This window comes from Pseudoxanthomonas mexicana (assembly GCF_010093385.1).
GTDB lineage: Bacteria > Pseudomonadota > Gammaproteobacteria > Xanthomonadales > Xanthomonadaceae > Pseudoxanthomonas_A > Pseudoxanthomonas_A mexicana.
In genome coordinates this window covers 1-17,675 of record NZ_PDWV01000069.1, presented here as the reverse complement: position 1 = coordinate 17,675, position 17,675 = coordinate 1, and the positions used below count along the sequence as shown (strand labels likewise).

The following is a 17,675-nucleotide window of genomic DNA, read 5'->3' as shown; positions in this document are numbered from 1 at the left end:
GCTCGATCACCTGCTTCACCGCTTCGGCCCGGAACTCATCTGTGTACTGCTTGCTGTTGCCCATAAACACCTCGGTCATTGCCATCAATTATGGCAACCGGATGTCTACGAAAGGCTGGCCGGTCCAAGGCAGTCCTGAGAAAGTTTCAGAGATCGCGCGGCGATCCACCACGTAAGAAGCAGAGATCGCGACCAATATCCGAGGTGAATGCTCAGGCAGACTTTCCACGCCTTTCACTTCAAAGCGCTCTCCGTCATCAGGCTCATCAAGCTCTCGCCACCTGCTTCCCTGACGGTCCCAGTCCATGGAAAAAATCGCACCTTCATCGTCGAGCAGCATGCCCGCGGCAAAGAGGAAGGGCACTTGCACCACACCTCCGACCACAAGTTGAGGGTCGGCAGGGATTCGTGAGAAATACAGCCGAATCCGCTTTAAGTTTTTGATGTTGCGTGCTTTTCTTCTTCATACGCCGCTGAGGCCACGAAGTGGCCTATTAGCACTTCGCGTCGAAACTGAATAGACAGAGTCCGCTACCCTCTCGGCTCGGCGATCTGCGTCCAGTGGGGCTCCAAAACGATCTCGGTGAATTGGAGAGGCGCGACCTTACGTTCCAGGTCGAGCGTGTAGTCTCCGAACCGATTGATGTGGCTGGTCCGATACGGCGACAAGCCGCCCAGAACCTCGGGATTCAACTCCATCCCCTCCTCCTGCAGGCTGGCCAACGTGCGTGTCATCTGGTCTACGTTGTGCAGGATGATCATATTGGCCACGAGCTGGTTGTACTTCACGACCTTTCGCTGCTCATGAAGCACGTTCTCGGCAATGATCCCTTCTCCGCCGAAGAAAACCCATTTGACGAAGCCATTGAACTCTTCGCTTTTGTTGGTGGCCGCCTGGATAGTCCGACGCATGTCCACGTCATCGATGTAGCGCAGCAAGAACAGCGTGCGAATGACCTTCCCAAGCTCCCGGAAGGCGAAGTACAACTTGTTCTTCCGGCTGTAGGTTCCCAGCCGGCGAAGGATCGTCGAAGCGGTGATCTTGCCCAACTTGATCGACACCGTGACCCGCAGCATGTCGTGCAGATGCGTTTCGATCAGGCCCCAGTCGATGCTGTCGCCGAACAGCGCCTGGATGTTCTTGTACGGGCGACCCGCCTCCGCGCGGAAGAAGGTCAGATCCTTGATGTTGCGAATACGTGGCATCAACTGAATGCCCAACAGGTAGGACAAACCAAAGACCGGATAACTCTGGGCCTGGGTATCCCCATGCACGATTTCAGGCTGGATATCAGACGTGTTGGCCAGCAATCCGTCCAGAATGTAGATCGCTTCGTGCACACCGCACGGAATGAAGTGACTGAACAGCGCCACGTACTTGTCAGAGACGTGGTAGTAGCCGATGCCGCCATAACCACCGTAGCGGATGTGGTACTCCGAGAGCAGGTTCTGCTCGTACATGCTCCACTTGGTGCCATCGGCCGACGCACTCTTGCCCGAGCCCCAGTAGCCAGGCAGATCGAACTTGTTGAACGTATTGATCACCTGCACGATCGCCTTGTCCAACGTGTCTTCAGTGACGTACTTGAGGTTAAGCCAGGAAATCTGGCGCCGACTGAAGCCCTTGATTGAGCGCGCAGTCTGGGTCGGGCCCAGGTTGCACCCGTAGCAGAACAGCGTAGTGATCACCCGGCGCATGAGATCGTCCACGCGCGCATTGGTGCCCGCAATCGGCCGGAAATGACGGTGCAGCTTGAGCCATTGAGCCGCATCGATCAGCACGTCTACGATACTCATCGCCGGCAGCCTCTCGGTGATAAGAGCATCGACCGTGGCAATGGCGCTGGAGATCTCAGGCCGTTGCAGCTTCCGGAGCACCAGGCGCCCATCCACCACATCGGCGTGGACGTTCTCCGGAAAACGTGCATCCACCGTGTCGGCCAGTGAGCTCAGCTCTTGCTGCAAATGGCGCACGAACTCGCTGGCCTCGGTGGCCAGACCAGATACCTCACCGTAGGCCTCCAGTTCCTGGGCGAATGTGGCCTCATCCACCAGTTGCTCTCGGTAATCGTCGTAGCGCTCCCCGTGGGGAATGAACAGATCACCGGATTTGAGTTCGTCTTTGATCTGGGCCAGCACAGCTAGCTCAAAGTACTTGCGATGCACCCAGCCCGGCCCCAGCGAGTCCGCTTTGCGGCCGAAGACGTGCCTGCGCCAGTTGACTGACAACCAGCCCAGATCCTTTTCAACATCCAGACCGATCGAGCTGGCCTCAATCATGTCCCGCCGCTGACCGCGGAGCGATAGCAGAGCAGCGATCATGCGTTCCATGCCCGCGTCCTGGCTGGTGGAGCGCAGTTGCATGATCTCCAGGCAGTTGAACAGCAACGGGCGGACAACGCTGTAAGGCTGGATCAGGAATGGCAGGTAGTTGCGGCCTGCGTACGCCATATGTTCATCGCATTCGGCTAGCAGTGTGGAAATGTCCGCCACCAGACTCTGTCCGATGGCATCCACACGCTGTGTGTCCGTTCCGTCGATCTGATAAGCCTGCAGGATCTCCTTGAGCTGCGCGATAAGCGTATCGGCACGCTTGCCGTGCTCTACTTGGTAGGCCAACAGTCTTTGCTGGGCCGTGTTCTCCAGGTTCTGCATCAGCCGGATGTACAGGTCGGCCGCATCGTCCAATGTCTTGGCGTACTGGGACCGAATGAAGATCGTCGCCAAGGCATAGCGCTTGGCCGGCTTGAGTTCGGCCAGTTCGCTGGCATCGAGCGCACGCGCCATGGCGCGGAACTGCTTCAGCTTCGGAACCGGAATATCCACGGCCGGCAACTGCTGGGCCAGATGTTGCAGGCGTTGGATATGTTGCAGATAAAAGCGCACTTCCTTATTGGTGGGCCGTTTGGGCTCGCGCTTTAGCGCATTCCAGCCGGTATATGTGGCATTGGCCGGTGCGGCCAACAGTTCCTTGATCAAGCTCTTGGCTGGCGCGGTCAAGGCCTCATTGATGCTGCGGTAATACTGCTCATGCACCTGCTCGCGGGCCTGAACCGCAATCTTCTCCAGCGTACTGAAGCCCGGCAGCTCAAAGCGATGGTGAACCAGCTCCTCCAGCAGCACATTGATGATGTCGGCGATGACATGCTTGGTTTGAGCGGCGGCCTGGGCCACCGTTGCCAGCCATTCCCTCCCGCTGACATCCAGCGGACGAACGCGCAGGAACTTTCGCAGGCGCGCCATATGGGCGCGTTTAGCGCCGGAGACGTCGTAGCGATTCAAGTCTCGGATGGATAGCGCCCGGCGCAGCCCGGCTGCCTGGGCAATATGTTGCCGAATCCGTTCTGGGACATCGGCTAGGATCACGAAGTAGCCCAGCCGCTGGAACATCTTCAGGTGAATGAGCACAGCCAACTGGGTGGTTGGCTGGGTCGCCATGCTACGTGCGAGGCGCACTTCGCCGCCGCTGGGCGTGTAAATCTCGTCCAGTTCCTTGGCCGTGGGATCAGGTTTCAGGCGCGGATACGCGGTCTCGTGCAGCGTCGCCATGCAGTGCCCTGGTCAGGGTTGAGGTCAATCCCAGTGACGCCCGTCCTCGGCGCGCACGGAGGCTTCCAGAAAGCAGTGGTGGTTATCGGCAACGCGATGCATCTCATCCAGCAGCATGGCCATCCTCTCGTCCATGTCCGCGGCGTCGACCACCGGCATCGTGAGTCGGTACTCGCTTCCCTCGGCATCAAGCCGATGGGCTTGAAACGGGGATAGGCACATCGCCTCGATGCGTGCCCGAGCGCGGCCAGCGCCCCTGCCTCGGGGCGTAAACGGGCTCACTAGCAGGCGCAGCGTCAGGCTCACGGTCGCGGCCGGCGCTGGCAGCGCCGCCGAGGCGAGCGCGGGGGGCGGCGCGGCCTGGAGGCCGGCTTCAACGCGTTGGCGGGCGAACGGATCGCGGCCCTGGATGTAACGCATGGCCGAGTGCACGTCTCGCCATCCGACGTACTCCATCAGGGCTTTCACGTCCCAGCCGTTGTCATTGGCCCAGCCCGCAAAGCCCCGGCGAAGGGAATGGCTGCTGTAGCCTCCCACGGCCTCCAGACCTGCGGACTGAAACAGGTCGCGCAGCAAGGGGATCAGGCTGTTCGGATGCAACCCTTGGCTGCCGACGTTGCCCCATTGATCGACACGCCGGAACAGCGGGCCTTGAGTTAGCGCGGCTGCCTGCACCCAGGCCTGCGTGGCACTGACCGCGCACAAGCGCGACAGAGCGGGCACCTTGTACGTATTGCCTGCCGACTGTCTGTCGCCCTTGCTGCGCGGCAGGAAGCAGATCATTCCCTGCTCGGGTACCAGTTCCAAGTACTCAATCTGCAGCCGGATCAACTCATCGCCGCGGAATCCTCGCCAAAAGCCCAGCAACACCAGCGCCTTGTCGCGCATGGCACGCAAGGCATACGCGTGGTCGGCGCCCTCCTGGGCCGCCAGCGTGGCTTGGTCCAGCCACCCGACTACTTGGGTCAGCTGGGCCAGCTGCAACGGCGTGGCCTGCTTTTCGATTCGGGGGTGTAGCGTCTGAATGCCCTTGAGGACCTTGCGTACCAGCGGCGTACGCGTGGGATCGACGAACCCGTGCTCGGCGTGCCAATGCGCCAGTGCTGCCAGTCGTTGCTTCAGCGTGTTGATTGCTGCCTTGGGGGCCTGCTCGGCCAGATAGCGGGCCACGCTATCGGGCGTCGCCGGCAGATGGCCACCCCATTCGACCTCGAAGTGGCGCAGCGCCGAGGCATAGCTGCGCTGCGTGTTCTGACGCGTGGCCGCTTCGAGGTAGCGGTCCACATCGCTCACGCCTGGCAGCACTCCGCCGACGCGCAACCGGCCGGTTGTCGCAGCGTAGAGAGGATCGTGCACTCGGCACGTTGTCCGCCATGGCAACTGGCGATCACCCGCTCCAGTTCCCGGGCCATCCTGCGCAGATCCTCCATCCGGGCCTGGATATCAGCCAAATGACTGCGTGCCAGCCGATCTACGTCCATGCAGGACATCTGGTCGTCCCCGGACAACTGCAGCAGGCTGCGGATCTCTTCCAGACTGAAACCCAGATCCCGGCCGCGGGTAATGAAGCGCAAACGCTCGATATCGGCAGGCTCGTAAACGCGATACCCGCTGCCGGTGCGACCAGGTTGGGGTAACAGGCCGATCCGCTCGTAATAGCGGATGGTTTCCAAATGGCACCCACTGGCCTCGGCGGCCTGACTGATCTTCATGTGGCGACTTGACTCTGTAGTAGCTACGGACTTTACCTTGCCCCCTGTCCAGCCGCCAGCCTCCCGCCCGCGCGCCTCTACCCGTGTCCGGAGCTCTCCATGTTGCGCTCACGCCTGATCCGGTATGCCGCGTATCCCGCCCTGATGGGCGCGGTTCTGGCCGGCACGGCCGCAGTATTGGCCGATGGCCTGCCGGCTTGGCCAACCTTGGCGATCCTGGCGACCGCGGGCATTGCCATGGTGGCGCTGCTGGAGTGGCTGCAGCCCTACGAGCCGTCTTGGCGCCATAGCCAAGGCGACCTCAAAGCCGACTTGATGCATGGCGCCGTCAACTTTGGCCTGCTGGCCGGCACCGCCTATGGATTGCATGCCTTTCGCGGCCTGCTGCCCGCCGGCAGCCTATGGCCGACCCAGTGGCCCCTGATCGGGCAGATGCTGCTGGCGGGGCTGGTGATCGATTTGGGCCTGTATGCCATGCACCGCTTCAGTCATCGGGTGCGATGGGCATGGAAACTGCACGCCATCCACCACAGCGCTGAGCGCTTGTACTGGCTCAATGGAGAACGTCGTCACCCGTTGAGTGCACTACTGATGGCCGGGCCGGGCTTGGGGTTGACCGTCGCCTTGGGTGCGCCGTCGCTGGTGATCAGTGCGTGGCTGACGCTGATGAGCGTTCAACTGGCTTTTCAACACGCCAACTTGGACTACCGCGTTGGCCCGCTACGTCGCTGGCTAGGCGTAGCCGAAGTACATCGGTGGCATCACAAGCGTGACTATGAAGATGCCCAGGTCAACTTCGGCGAGTTCTTCATGATCTGGGATCGTCTGTGCGGCACGTTCCTTGATCGCCCTGAAACGCTGCGCGCCGGCGAGGTGGGGTTACGCGAGGAAACGATGCCTGCCAGCTATTGGGCGCAGATGTGCTGGCCGTTTAACCGGGTTCCAGATCAACGGGATACGGCCTTTGCGCAATATCTCTGGCAAGGCGATCAAGCGCTACAACAAGGCGATCTCACGACGGCGTACAAACGGTACGAATTGGCCCACGTGCTCTCGCAGCACCGCACGCGCTTGCACGTGCGTAGTCATTGGGCGTTCGCAAGATGGGCGTGGCAAGCCCACGACATGCGCGAAATGGCTGGACAACTGCTGCGCCTGATGGCCGCTGCGACCCTGACATGGGTGTGGATGCCTAAAGGCAATACCGGTGGCGCTCGGGTAAACGCCTTGCGCACGATGCCGATTCCTTCAGAACTGCGTAATTACATGGAGAACACCCGATGAGTGACTGTGGCTGCCATCACGAGGCCAAGAACGCCCAGGAGCGACGTGTACTGTGGATTGCCTTGGTCCTCAACGCGGCCATGGCCGTCATTGGTGGCATCGCCGGCTGGATTGCCCATTCCACGGGTCTGCTGGCTGACGCGCTGGACATGCTGTCGGATGCCACCGCGTACGCGATTGGATTGGTGGCCATCGGACGCACGGCCCGCTTCAAGGCCAATGCCGCTTGGCTCAGTGGCAGCATTCTGCTGGTGCTGGGTATTGGCGTGCTGGTTGAGGTCGGACGACGGGTTCTACAGGGGGCCGAGCCACTCAGCGGCTGGATGATCGGCACCGCGCTGCTATCGCTGGTAGTCAACGTCATCGTGTTGCGCATGCTCTCGCCGCTGAAGTCCGGGGAGGTCCATCTGCGAGCAACGTGGCTGTTCACCCGAGCCGACGTGGTGGCCAACATCGGTGTCATTCTTGCGGGCGTACTGGTGTGGTGGCTGGCCAATCCCTATCCCGACTATGTGATTGGCACCCTGATCGGTTTGTACGTGATCAAGGAAGCCATCGAGATCCTACGTGACGCACGTCGGGCCAGCACGCAAGTGGGCAAGCCGACCGCGTGAAGATGCGTGTGCGAGCTCTGCCCGCATTCCGCTGGCTGCTGGCGCTGAGCCTGGCACTGGGTGCCATATGGCACCCAGTGCTTACGGCGCTGGGCGAAATGCACGAGGCAGCCCACACGTGGTCCGGCGCTCACGCAGTGCTGATGACGTCCGACGCGGCCGCTGATGAGAGCGCCTTGGGCAAATCGCTCCATCAGTTGCATCAACTCGCGCATTGCTGCGCGCACGCAGTCGCCGCTCCGGCGATGACTTGGGCGCCACCTCCTGCTCCGCAGCAGCAGGCCGTAGAGCCACACGCGGTGGAGACGATGCCTACAGGGCCCTTGGTCGATCCGTTCCGACCGCCTATTGCGGGCCAAGCGCTGGCGTAGGCCAGTCCTTAACCCTTGGTCTGAACTTCTGGAGTGTTGCTATGCAAGTGCGAGGTGCGGCGCTGGCCGCTTGGTTGCTGCTGGGTGCAGGGATACCTGCCTGGGCGGTCGACCCCATGACATTGGACGACGCGTTCGACCGCGTTGCCCAGGCCCATCCAGACCTGCGCCTGGTGCAGGCACGTACCGCGGTACTGGCGGCCGAGCGCGAGGGCGCCAATCAGCGCCCGCCTTGGACATTGGGCGCCGAAGTGGAGAATGCCCTGGGTACCGGAGATGCGAGAGGCTTGGACAGCGCCGAGTTCACCGTGAGTCTGAGCTCGGTGCTGGAGCGAGGCGGGAAGTTGGATGCGCGCAGGGCCCTGGCGCAGAGCCGCATCGATGCGCTGGCTGTACAGCGGGAAGCTCGTCGGCTGGATCTGTTGGCTGAAACGGCGCGGCGCTATCTGGCATTGGTTGCAGCGGACAAGGCGGCCAAGATTGCCCAAGTCGATATCCATCAGCGCCAGCGTACCGTGGCCGCTGCTCGTCAACGTTTGCAGGCCGGCGCCTCACCCGAGTCGGTGCTGTTGACTGCACAGGCTGCCTTGGCAAGAGCCGAGCTGGCCCAAGCAAGGGCCTCCCAGCAAGCCAGCGCTGCACGCCAGCATCTGGCCGCCCTCTGGGGGGAGCGTGAACCCGTGTCGGCGCCGGTCGCTGGCAACCCGCTCGCACTACCGGCGATCGGTTCTCTGGAAACCCTTTCCTCAGAACTGCAGCGTTCTCCCGAGCTGGCCCTGTTTGTCGACGAGCGGCGCATTGCCGAAGCACGTTTGAATTTGGCTCGCACAGCAGGCACGTCGGATCTGGCTTGGCAAGTCGGCGTGCGTCGGATGCAGGACACAAGCGACACCGCGCTCGTGGGGGGCATCTCGCTGCCTTTGGGGGCGCGTAGCCGGGCGCAACCAGAGATTCGTGCCGCTGAGGCGGAGTTGGAAGTGCTTTCGATCAAACGTGAGGCGCAGGGAATGGCGTTGTATTCCACCCTGGTCGAAGCCCACGGCCGTTACACCGTCGCCCGTGACGAAGTGGCCCGTCTTCAAGACGATGTGCTGCCCAAGCTGACCAAGGCTGAGCAAGCGGCCGAGCGTGCATATCGCGCTGGGGCCATCAGCTATCTGGAATGGGCGCAGCTGCAGTCCGAAAGGACCGCTGCCCTGCAACAACAACTGGACGTCGCGCTCGATGCGCAACGTGCCCTCATCGAAATCCAACGGCTCACCGGCCAGGCCATGGTTGCCTCTGCCGCTGCCGGCACCTCCGGAGAGTTGACCCCATGAGCCGTTTCCCCTGGATCGCGCTGGCCCTGACATTGGCCCTGACGGCTTGTAGTGGCCCGGCACCCAATGCCAGTGGCGAGGCCGAAGAAGGCCATGAGGCCGAAGAACAAGGCGAGCACGAAGAACTGCCCCAACAGACCACGATCGAGGCCCAAACGGCACAGTCCGCCGGCATCCGCGCCGCCCGCGTGGGTCCTGGCCAGATCGCCGATGAGCATGAAGTCCAAGGGCTGCTTACGCCGGTGGAAGGTCGCATCGCCCTGGTGACTGCACGTTTCCCCGGTCCTGTGCGTGCCGTTCGCGTAGGCGTGGGCGACCAGGTCAAGGCAGGACAGGTGCTCGCGACGGTGGAGAGCAACTTGAGCCTGACGACCTATTCCGTTACCGCCCCCATAAGCGGCGTGGTGATGGCGCGGACCGCCTCGGTCGGCACGTCTGCCGCCGAAGGCGCGCCCTTGTTCGAGATCGCAGATCTGTCCACCTTGTGGGTAGATCTGCATATCTTCGGACGGGACGCCGGGCACATCGAAGCTGGTGTGCCGGTGACCGTAAGCCGATTGAGTGATGGCGTTTCCGAGCAGACGACCTTGGAACGCGTGCTGCCCGGCACCGCCACGGCCAGCCAAAGCACGATCGCACGCGCGAGCTTGCGCAATGCCGATGGACGCTGGCGGCCAGGTTCCGCCGTTAAAGCACGCATTACCGTTGATCGCGCAGAAGCGGATCTGGTAGTCCCCGTGACCGCGCTGCAGACCGCCGAAGATCGGGACGTGGTGTACGTGCAACAGGGCGAGGTCTATCACACGCGCCCGGTGAAGCTAGGCCGACGCGACGCCGAACGGGTGGAAGTCTTAGAAGGCCTGAAGGCCGGTGAGCAGGTGGTGGTGGCCCAGAGCTTCCTGGTCAAGGCCGACATCGAGAAGTCCACCGTCGAAGAAGAAGAGTGAGGCCCGCCATGCTCGAACGCCTCATCCATTTTTCCATTCGCCATCGCTGGCTGATGCTGGTACTGACCGCAGCGCTTATTGCGCTCGGCGTGTGGAGCTATCGTCAGCTGTCCATTGACGCCACGCCCGACATCACCAACGTCCAGGTCCAGATCAACACCCAGGCGCCAGGTTACTCGCCGCTGGAAGCCGAGCAACGGGTGACATTCCCCATTGAAACGGCGATGGCCGGCTTGCCCCAGTTGGACTACAGCCGCTCGTTGTCTCGCTATGGGTTATCGCAGGTGACGGTCGTCTTCAAGGATGGGACGGACCTGTACTTCGCGCGCCAGCAGGTCGCCGAGCGCCTGCAGCAAATCACGTCTCAGCTTCCTGAGGGGCTAGATCCCGAGATGGGGCCGATCTCTACCGGTCTAGGTGAGATCTTCATGTACACGGTGGAAGCCGAGCCCGATGCCCGCAAGCCCGATGGCTCCGCGTACACGGCTACGGACCTTCGGACGCTGCAGGACTGGGTAATCCGTCCGCAACTGCGCACCACGCCCGGGGTGACCGAGGTCAACACCATCGGCGGCTTTGAACGGCAGATCCACATCACTCCCGATCCAGCGCAACTGGTCGCCTTGGGATTCACCCTGCAGGATGTCGTTGGCGCGGTCATGCGCAACAACCAGAACGTGGGCGCGGGCTACATCGAGCGCAACGGGCAGCAGTTCCTGGTGCGCGTGCCGGGACAACTACGCGATCTGGACGCGATCGGCAGCATCGTGCTGGATCGTCGCGATGGTGTCCCGATTCGGGTACGTGATGTGGCCACGGTCGGCGAAGGCAAGGAACTGCGCACGGGTGCGGCCACGCAGAACGGGCATGAGGTGGTCGTGGGTACGGCCTTCATGTTGTTCGGCGCCAACAGTCGCGAAGTCTCGCGGGCCGCGGCGGCCAAACTGGAAGCCGCCAACGCCAGCCTGCCGGAGGGCGTACACGCCAAGGCGGTGTATGACCGCACGGCATTGGTAGATCGCACGATCGGCACGGTGGCCAAGAACCTGATCGAAGGTGCGCTTCTGGTGGTAGTGGTGTTGTTCCTACTGCTGGGCAATGTCCGGGCGTCGTTGATCACCGCAGCTGTGATCCCGCTGGCCATGCTGTTCACCATCATCGGCATGGTGCGAGGCAACGTATCGGGCAATCTGATGAGCCTGGGCGCGTTGGACTTCGGGCTTATCGTGGATGGTGCGGTCATCATCATCGAGAACTGCCTGCGTCGTTTCGGCGAGGCGCAGAATGCGCTGGGCAGGCAACTCAACGATCAAGAGCGATATGACCTGACGGCTTCGGCAACGGCGGAAGTCATTCGACCGAGCCTGTTTGGCCTGGGCATCATCGCGGCGGTCTACCTGCCGATCTTCGCCCTGTCCGGGGTCGAGGGGAAGATGTTCCATCCCATGGCCATCACCGTCGTCCTGGCGTTGACCGGCGCCATGATGCTCTCATTGACGTTCGTGCCGGCGGCCATTGCCACCTTCCTGCGTGGTCGCGTGGCTGAGCACGACAACCGCCTGATGCGCTGGTCACGGGCCCGATATACGCCGTTGCTGGATTGGGCGCTACGCCGTCGATTGGCCGTACTGGGCGGCGCCACGGTGCTGGTGGTTGCTTGCGGCATCCTGGCCACGCGGCTGGGATCGGAGTTCGTGCCAAGCCTTGATGAAGGCGACATCACGCTGCAGCCGATGCGGATTCCAGGCACGAGCCTGGAGCAATCGGTGGCGATGCAGGAAACCCTGGAGAAGCGATTAGCCCAGTTCCCCGAGGTGGCCAACATCTTCTCCAAGATCGGTACCGCCGAGGTAGCCACCGATCCGATGCCCCCCTCGATGGCCGACACGTTCCTCATGCTCAAGCCCCGGGATCAGTGGCCCGATCCTCGCAAGCCCAAGGCAGAGTTGATCGAAGAACTGGAGCAAGCTGCCAAGAAGATTCCCGGCAGCAACTATGAGTTCACCCAGCCTATCCAGATGCGCACGAACGAACTGATCTCCGGCGTATGATCGGACGTAGCGATCAAGGTCTATGGTGATGATCTAGACCAACTCGCTCGACTTGCCGGCCGCATTGAACGGACAATGCGTGAGGTCCCTGGTGCGGAAGACGTGAAGTCTGAGCAAGTGAGCGGACTGCCGTTGCTCACGGTAACCCCGGACCCGATTGCCTTGGCGCGGTATGGGCTGAATCCAGGCGATGTGCAGGAGACGGTGGCCACCGCGATCGGTGGTGAGGTGGCAGGCCAGCTCATCGAAGGCGATCGCCGCTTCGCTCTCGTGGTCCGACTCCCCGAAACTTTGCGCTCAGATCCGGCGGTGCTGGCAGACCTGCCGATTCCGTTACCCGAGGGCAACAGTCCCGATGAGTCCAGCCGCGAGGCGACATGGCGTGGCGGTAGCCCTCGGACCGTGCCGTTACGTGAGGTGGCTACCATCCAAGTCGAGCGTGGACCGAACCAGGTGAACCGCGAGAACGGGAAGCGACGGGTGGTGGTCACGGCCAATGTGCGCGAGCGTGATCTGGGCAGTTTCGTGGGCGAGTTGCGCACCAAAATTGGCGAGGAAGTGAAGATGCCGGAGGGCTACTGGGTGGCCTACGGGGGCACCTTCGAGCAACTGATCTCGGCCAGCCAACGCCTCTCGGTGGTGGTCCCAGTCACCTTGGCTCTCATATTTGCGTTGCTGTTCATGGCTTTTGGCTCGGCAAAGGACGCCGCGATCGTCTTCAGCGGTGTGCCGCTGGCACTGACCGGCGGCGTCATCGCGCTGGCGCTGCGCGGAATCCCATTGTCCATCTCCGCCGGCGTGGGCTTCATCGCCTTGTCAGGTGTGGCGGTGTTGAACGGCCTGGTCATGATCGCCTTTATCCGACGCTTGCGTGAACAAGGCGATCCGCTGGACGAGGCCGTGCGTGATGGTGCGCTCGGCAGGCTGCGGCCGGTTCTGATGACCGCGCTGGTGGCCTCGCTGGGTTTCTTGCCGATGGCTCTCAATGTAGGTGCGGGTTCGGAAGTTCAGCGGCCGCTGGCCACCGTGGTGATCGGCGGCATTCTGTCCTCGACAGCCTTGACCCTGTTCGTATTGCCAGTGCTGTACCGGTGGCTGCACCGAGAACGCGATCGGCCCGTTGCCCCGGCTCCGGCAATGACATGAGGCAATACCGTGCCCAAGGCTGACCTAGAAATGTTGCGTGCCGCGATGTTTGCCGATCCAGGGGTGAAGGCGGTCGATGATCTGCGGTGGATGCCTGCCTCATCCGGGCTGAGCATTCAGGCCACGGTGACCGTGGCCTCATCGGCGGTGGACCTGGCCACAGTGCAAGCCGTCCTGAGCCAGATTCTCGCCACTCAGTTCGGCGTAACGGAACTACACCTGACATTCAATGATCCCGGGCCGGCACCGGCGCAACCGACCCGTGGGCCTATTGAGAAGAGGTAAAGCGGAGGGCGGCATTGCCGCCCTCCGCACCCTCAACCAATCCAGCCGAAGGCAAACACCGTTCCTAAGGTTGTGCTGAGCGCGGCTACACCCCACAACCCCACGCTGATCAGTCGCAATCGCGTGCAGGCGGCGGCCAGCCCGGGGTCGGCTGGGCACGGAAGCGTCCGGGCTCGCCATAGCAGTGCGCCAGAGAGCGCCAGCAGGCCAAAGGCCACGCCAAACACCAGCGCCTTGTGCTCGGACAACCACACCAGTTGAGGCACCGCGCTAACCAGGCCGGCCAAAGCTGCCCCAGCCCCCAGGGCCACCATCACTGCCGGCAGGACACAGCACACCAACGTGCCGCCACTGGCCAACAAGGTCAGGAACGCCACCCCTACGTTGCGGCGCAGGGGCAGCTGGGCGTCATGGTCTACGTTAGTCATCGCGCTTGGCTCGCTGGCGAAGCGCATCCAGGGAGTGCTCCGTGCGCCGAATGCCCACGACGGTGTAGCCCGCATCGGTGAGCGCCTTGCGCAGGGTGGCATCGTCAATGTCGTTGCCATCCTTGAGCTTCACCGCGACCAAGCGGTTTTCCAGGCTGACATATACCCCCTCGGTGGCGGGCAACGCCTTGAGCGTTTTCTCGATGCCTTGGGCGCAGAAGCCACAGACCAGGCCGTTGACATCCATTTCGATGGTTGTGGCCTGGGCCCAGGAAGACAGGGCAAGCATCATCGCGCCCAGCAGGATCTTGAACTTGTTCATAAGAAGGATCTCGTCAGAAGTTGAACATGGCCATGGCCTGGAGGTTGCCGTCGGTGGTTGCACCGACCTCCACCCAAGTGCCGCGTTTGAAGAATCGAATCAGCACGGCCGTTTCCGTTCCCTCCATGATCTGGCCGGTGTATCGACGCCCCTGGACGACAACCCATGTAGCGAGCGTGTCGTAGTCATGCTTGTACGGCGCCCAGCCCAGCTGGAGGGTGTCGATGCGATGAGAGAACTGATCGCTGTCCTGAAGGTCGGAGCGAAACGCGCTGTAGACGCGGCGGGTTTCGTAGTCGACCTGGAAGCCTGCATTGCGCACGAACGTATCGCCCTGAAAATCATTGCCTGTGCCGCGTCCCAGCCCTCCCCAAACGAAGACGTTGGCTTGGGCCTCGGGCATGTTCCAGCGTTTGGCCAGCAGGTTGCCGCGCAGGTAGGTAATGTGCCGTTGCTTCTGGCCATCCTCACTGGTCAGCTCCAACCAGCCAGCGCCGGCGGAGTACCAGTAGCGAGGCGCATAGAACACTTGCACCTCGTTCATGGTCTCAGCGCCGTACTCGACCATGACGGTCGTGCCCCTGGCGAAGGCAATGGGTTTGGCTAGCGCAAGCAGCGGTAGCAGGCTGAGTAGCGCGATCGCCACCCGACTCAAATGTAGGTACATGGTGATTCTCCGTAAGAGCCGCCCACGGCGGCATGCGGACGCTCACAGCGCCCTGATAGGTACGACGGAGTAATCAGATAATAGGCGGGCGGAACGGCGTATCGAACGGTGCGGCAGCCGGCGATGCGGCGTCGGGTGGCACCGCCACACGCTGGAGAGGAATGGCGCCTACCAGCCGCGGGAGCGCGGACAGGCATGCCGTTCCCAGGCAAGCCGAAAGGTCGCAGGAACTGGACGTAGCACAGCAATCGCATGACGATGAGTGCTCATCGTCGGTCATGTCCATGTCCTCGCAGGGCATGGCGTCGGGCTCTGCGGGCTGAGCGGTTTCCAGGGCCGCCAAGGCCTCGGCGATCGCTTGTGCCGGCGCAAGGCTGCTCGTTGTGAGGATTAGCATGATCACAAACCAATGAAGGGCAGTCTTGACCAAGCGCCGGCGCATGGCTCGATTCTACCGCTACTCGCATCTCACGCATCTATGCGACGCCATTGACTGACAAAATTATTTGATCGTGGGCGCGCAGCGAGGTGTAGCAGTGATGAGTACCTCCCCGACAAGGGTTTCAAGATGGGTGTCAATCTAGCTATGCGTGTCAGCGCATCTCAGTAGTGGTCCCACCGCTGTTGTGGCGCGGAAGTGCCAGCGAAATGACGGCTGCACTGCCAACCAGAAGCGCCGAGATTGCCAGACAGGCGCCAATGCCGGCGACCTGGAACACCCAGCCTGACAGGACCGTGCCGAGCAGTCGACCCAAGGCATTGGCCATGTAGTAAAACCCCACGTCCAACGAAACACCGTCGTCGGTTGCATAGCTGACTATCAGGTAGCTATGTAGTGAGGAGTTGATCGCAAACAGCACGCCGAACAGCAGCAGGCCAGCCACCAACACCGTCTGGGCATCTTGTCCTGCCGCTAAGGCGACGGCCATGGCCGCAGGCACGACGGTCAGCAGTACGGCCCAGACGAAGGCAGCGCGTCCATCCGGCGCCTTGCCACTGCGCCGTCCGGTGAAATACGGCGCCACCGATTGCACGATGCCATAGCCAATGATCCAGACGGCCAGAAAGCCCCCCACTTCCCAGAAGTCCCAGCCCAGCGTGGTGGCCAGGAATACCGGTAAGGCGACGACAAACCATACGTCGCGAGCTCCGAAGAGGAACAAGCGCGCGGCCGAGAGCAAATTGATCGCCCGACTTTTCGAGAAGATGTCCCGGAATTTCGGCTTGGCCTTGGCCTTGCCCAGGTCGCGCTTGAGCAGGGCTAGGCTCGACAGCCACACCACCACCAAAGCCCCGGCCATGATCGCCACCGCCGATGCAAAGCCCACGGCAGTCAGTAGTGCGCCACCGAGGAAGAAACCCAGACCCTTGAGCGCGTTCTTTGAGCCGGTAAGTGCCGCAACCCAACGAAACAGCGCACCTTGCTGATCACCGGGCACCAGCAACTTGATGCTGCTCTTGGCGCTCATCTTATTGAGATCCTTAGCGACCCCGGACATGGCCTGTGCCGCCATGACCCACGGCACCGTCAGCCATACCGCGGGAACAAGCAGCATAGACAGGGCAACAACCTGCATTGCCAAGCCGATGTTCATGGTGCGATTGAGGCCAATCCTGGCCCCTAGCCATCCGCCCACGAGATTGGTGATGACACCGAAGATCTCGTAGAAAAGAAACAGCATCGCGACTTGCAGTGGACTGTAGCCCAGCGCATGGAAATGCAGCACCACGAGCATGCGCAAGGCGCCGTCCGTTAGGGTGAATGCCCAGTAATTGCCGGTAATCAGCAGATACTGGCGAACATCAGGCGAAAGGCGCGATCGCATCGCTCAGCCCGCTCTGCCGACAAGCTGCACTAGCTCGGCCGTGCGATTCACATACCCCCACTCGTTGTCGTACCACGCATAGATCTTCACCTGCGTGCCGTTGATGACCATGGTGGATAACGCATCCACGATGCTTGAGCGCGGATCGGTCTGGTAGTCGATCGACACCAGCGGTCGGGCCTCGTAACCCAGGACTCCCTGAAGTTCACCCTCGGCCGCTGCCTGAAGCAAGTCATTGACCTCCTCGACCGAGGTCGGGCGCTCGACCTCAAACACGCAGTCGGTCAGTGAGGCATTTGTCAGCGGCACTCGCACGGCATGGCCGTTCAATCGCCCCTTGAGCTCGGGAAATATCTCTGCGATAGCCGTGGCCGAGCCGGTTGAGGTCGGAATCAGACTGCTCCCGCAGGATCGGGCGCGGCGCAGGTCTTTATGCGGAGCATCCACGATCACCTGCGTGTTGGTCAGGCTGTGGATGGTGGTCAGGCTACCGTGGCGGATGCCAATATTCTCGTGGATGACCTTCACTACCGGTGCGAAGCAGTTTGTCGTGCATGAGGCGGCCGAGACGATGCGATGCAAGGCCGGATTAAAGCGTTGGTGGTTGACGCCCATCACGATGTCCAAGGCGCCGGCAGACTTGACCGGTGCCGTGACCACCACGCGCTTTACACCTTGGTCCAGATACGGCTGCAGCACGTCGGGCTTGCGGAACTTGCCGGAAGATTCAATGACCACATCGCATCCAGACCAATCCGTAGCCGCGATCTCCTTGTTACGACTGACCGGAATGCGAATGCCATCGATGAGGATGGCATCGCCCTCGGGCGTGACGTCTCGGTCCCAGCGACCGTGCACAGAATCAAACATCAACAGGTGGGCCAGGGTAACCGGATCGCCTGCCGGATCGTTAACGTGCACAAAAGAGAGTTCGGGATTGCCCCAGGCGGCGCGAAGGGTCAGGCGTCCCATGCGGCCAAAGCCATTAATGCCAACACGAATGGTCATGGTGAGAATCTAGAAAGAGTGGACCGGCCAGCCTTTCGTAGACATCCGGTTGCCATAATTGATGGCAATGACCGAGGTGTTTATGGGCAACAGCAAGCAGTACACAGATGAGTTCCGGGCCGAAGCGGTGAAGCAGGTGATCGAGC

The 17,675-nt window shown here is 61.9% G+C and carries 14 protein-coding genes and 1 pseudogene; 6 read left to right on the top strand and 9 right to left on the bottom strand.

The genetic code is table 11. The features are described from left to right. Nucleotides 1-88: 88 nt before the first annotated feature. The 4 genes from CSC76_RS17240 to CSC76_RS17225 all read right to left on the bottom strand — a co-directional run bounded on the left by CSC76_RS17240 (nt 89) and on the right by CSC76_RS17225 (nt 5,261). Nucleotides 89-421 carry an SAVED domain-containing protein gene (locus CSC76_RS17240; RefSeq protein ID WP_274382105.1) on the bottom strand — a complete coding sequence of 111 codons (333 nt, stop codon included), beginning with the start codon at nt 419-421 and terminating at the stop codon, nt 89-91. A gap of 110 nt (nt 422-531) precedes the next feature. Further along, entirely contained in the window at nt 532-3,549 is a 3,018-nt protein-coding gene (locus CSC76_RS17235; RefSeq protein ID WP_162111198.1) for a Tn3 family transposase, read from the bottom strand. 24 nt (nt 3,550-3,573) lie between these two features. Then, nucleotides 3,574-4,842 (bottom strand): site-specific integrase, encoded by a 1,269-nt coding sequence (locus CSC76_RS17230; protein WP_162111197.1) that lies wholly within the window; start codon nt 4,840-4,842, stop codon nt 3,574-3,576. Beyond that, nucleotides 4,839-5,261 (bottom strand): MerR family transcriptional regulator, encoded by a 423-nt coding sequence (locus CSC76_RS17225; RefSeq protein ID WP_046932166.1) that lies wholly within the window; start codon nt 5,259-5,261, stop codon nt 4,839-4,841. Before CSC76_RS17225 ends, CSC76_RS17230 begins: the two co-directional genes overlap by 4 nt. Before the next feature lie 99 nt (nt 5,262-5,360). Here CSC76_RS17225 and CSC76_RS17220 point away from each other — a divergent pair, with 99 nt between their 5' ends. The 6 genes and pseudogenes from CSC76_RS17220 to CSC76_RS17195 all read left to right on the top strand — a co-directional run bounded on the left by CSC76_RS17220 (nt 5,361) and on the right by CSC76_RS17195 (nt 13,278). Then, nucleotides 5,361-6,545, top strand: coding sequence for a DUF3703 domain-containing protein (locus CSC76_RS17220; RefSeq protein ID WP_162111196.1), 1,185 nt, complete (start codon nt 5,361-5,363; stop codon nt 6,543-6,545). Beyond that, entirely contained in the window at nt 6,542-7,159 is a 618-nt protein-coding gene (locus CSC76_RS17215) for a cation diffusion facilitator family transporter (RefSeq protein ID WP_046932167.1), read from the top strand. The genes CSC76_RS17220 and CSC76_RS17215 overlap by 4 nt, the downstream gene beginning before the upstream one ends. A gap of 412 nt (nt 7,160-7,571) precedes the next feature. After that, the gene (locus CSC76_RS17210) at nt 7,572-8,849 is read left to right on the top strand and encodes a TolC family protein (RefSeq protein ID WP_162111195.1); all 1,278 of its coding nucleotides are present in this window, start codon (nt 7,572-7,574) and stop codon (nt 8,847-8,849) included. After that, nucleotides 8,846-9,796 carry an efflux RND transporter periplasmic adaptor subunit gene (locus CSC76_RS17205; RefSeq protein ID WP_162111194.1) on the top strand — a complete coding sequence of 317 codons (951 nt, stop codon included), beginning with the start codon at nt 8,846-8,848 and terminating at the stop codon, nt 9,794-9,796. The genes CSC76_RS17210 and CSC76_RS17205 overlap by 4 nt, the downstream gene beginning before the upstream one ends. Nucleotides 9,797-9,804: 8 nt before the next feature. After that, a pseudogene (locus tag CSC76_RS17200) lies at nt 9,805-12,993 on the top strand (efflux RND transporter permease subunit). A gap of 9 nt (nt 12,994-13,002) precedes the next feature. Next, a complete protein-coding gene (locus CSC76_RS17195) occupies nt 13,003-13,278 on the top strand; it encodes a cation diffusion facilitator family transporter (protein WP_162111193.1) in 276 nt (91 codons plus the stop codon). A 32-nt stretch (nt 13,279-13,310) separates the two neighbouring features. Here the strand turns inward: CSC76_RS17195 and CSC76_RS17190 are convergent, their stop codons facing one another. The 5 genes from CSC76_RS17190 to CSC76_RS17170 form a co-directional block, all read right to left on the bottom strand. Next, nucleotides 13,311-13,733: a hypothetical protein gene (locus CSC76_RS17190; RefSeq protein ID WP_238395056.1), complete on the bottom strand. Its 423-nt coding sequence runs from the start codon at nt 13,731-13,733 to the stop codon at nt 13,311-13,313. Beyond that, a complete protein-coding gene (locus CSC76_RS17185) occupies nt 13,699-14,028 on the bottom strand; it encodes a heavy-metal-associated domain-containing protein (protein WP_162111192.1) in 330 nt (109 codons plus the stop codon). Before CSC76_RS17185 ends, CSC76_RS17190 begins: the two co-directional genes overlap by 35 nt. 13 nt (nt 14,029-14,041) lie before the next feature. After that, the gene (locus tag CSC76_RS17180) at nt 14,042-14,695 is read right to left on the bottom strand and encodes a hypothetical protein (protein WP_162111191.1); all 654 of its coding nucleotides are present in this window, start codon (nt 14,693-14,695) and stop codon (nt 14,042-14,044) included. A gap of 593 nt (nt 14,696-15,288) precedes the next feature. After that, a complete protein-coding gene (gene arsJ, locus CSC76_RS17175; protein WP_162111190.1) occupies nt 15,289-16,521 on the bottom strand; it encodes an organoarsenical effux MFS transporter ArsJ in 1,233 nt (410 codons plus the stop codon). 3 nt (nt 16,522-16,524) lie between these two features. Continuing rightward, the gene (locus tag CSC76_RS17170; RefSeq protein WP_162111189.1) at nt 16,525-17,529 is read right to left on the bottom strand and encodes an ArsJ-associated glyceraldehyde-3-phosphate dehydrogenase; all 1,005 of its coding nucleotides are present in this window, start codon (nt 17,527-17,529) and stop codon (nt 16,525-16,527) included. Between the last annotated feature and the right edge of the window lie 146 nt (nt 17,530-17,675).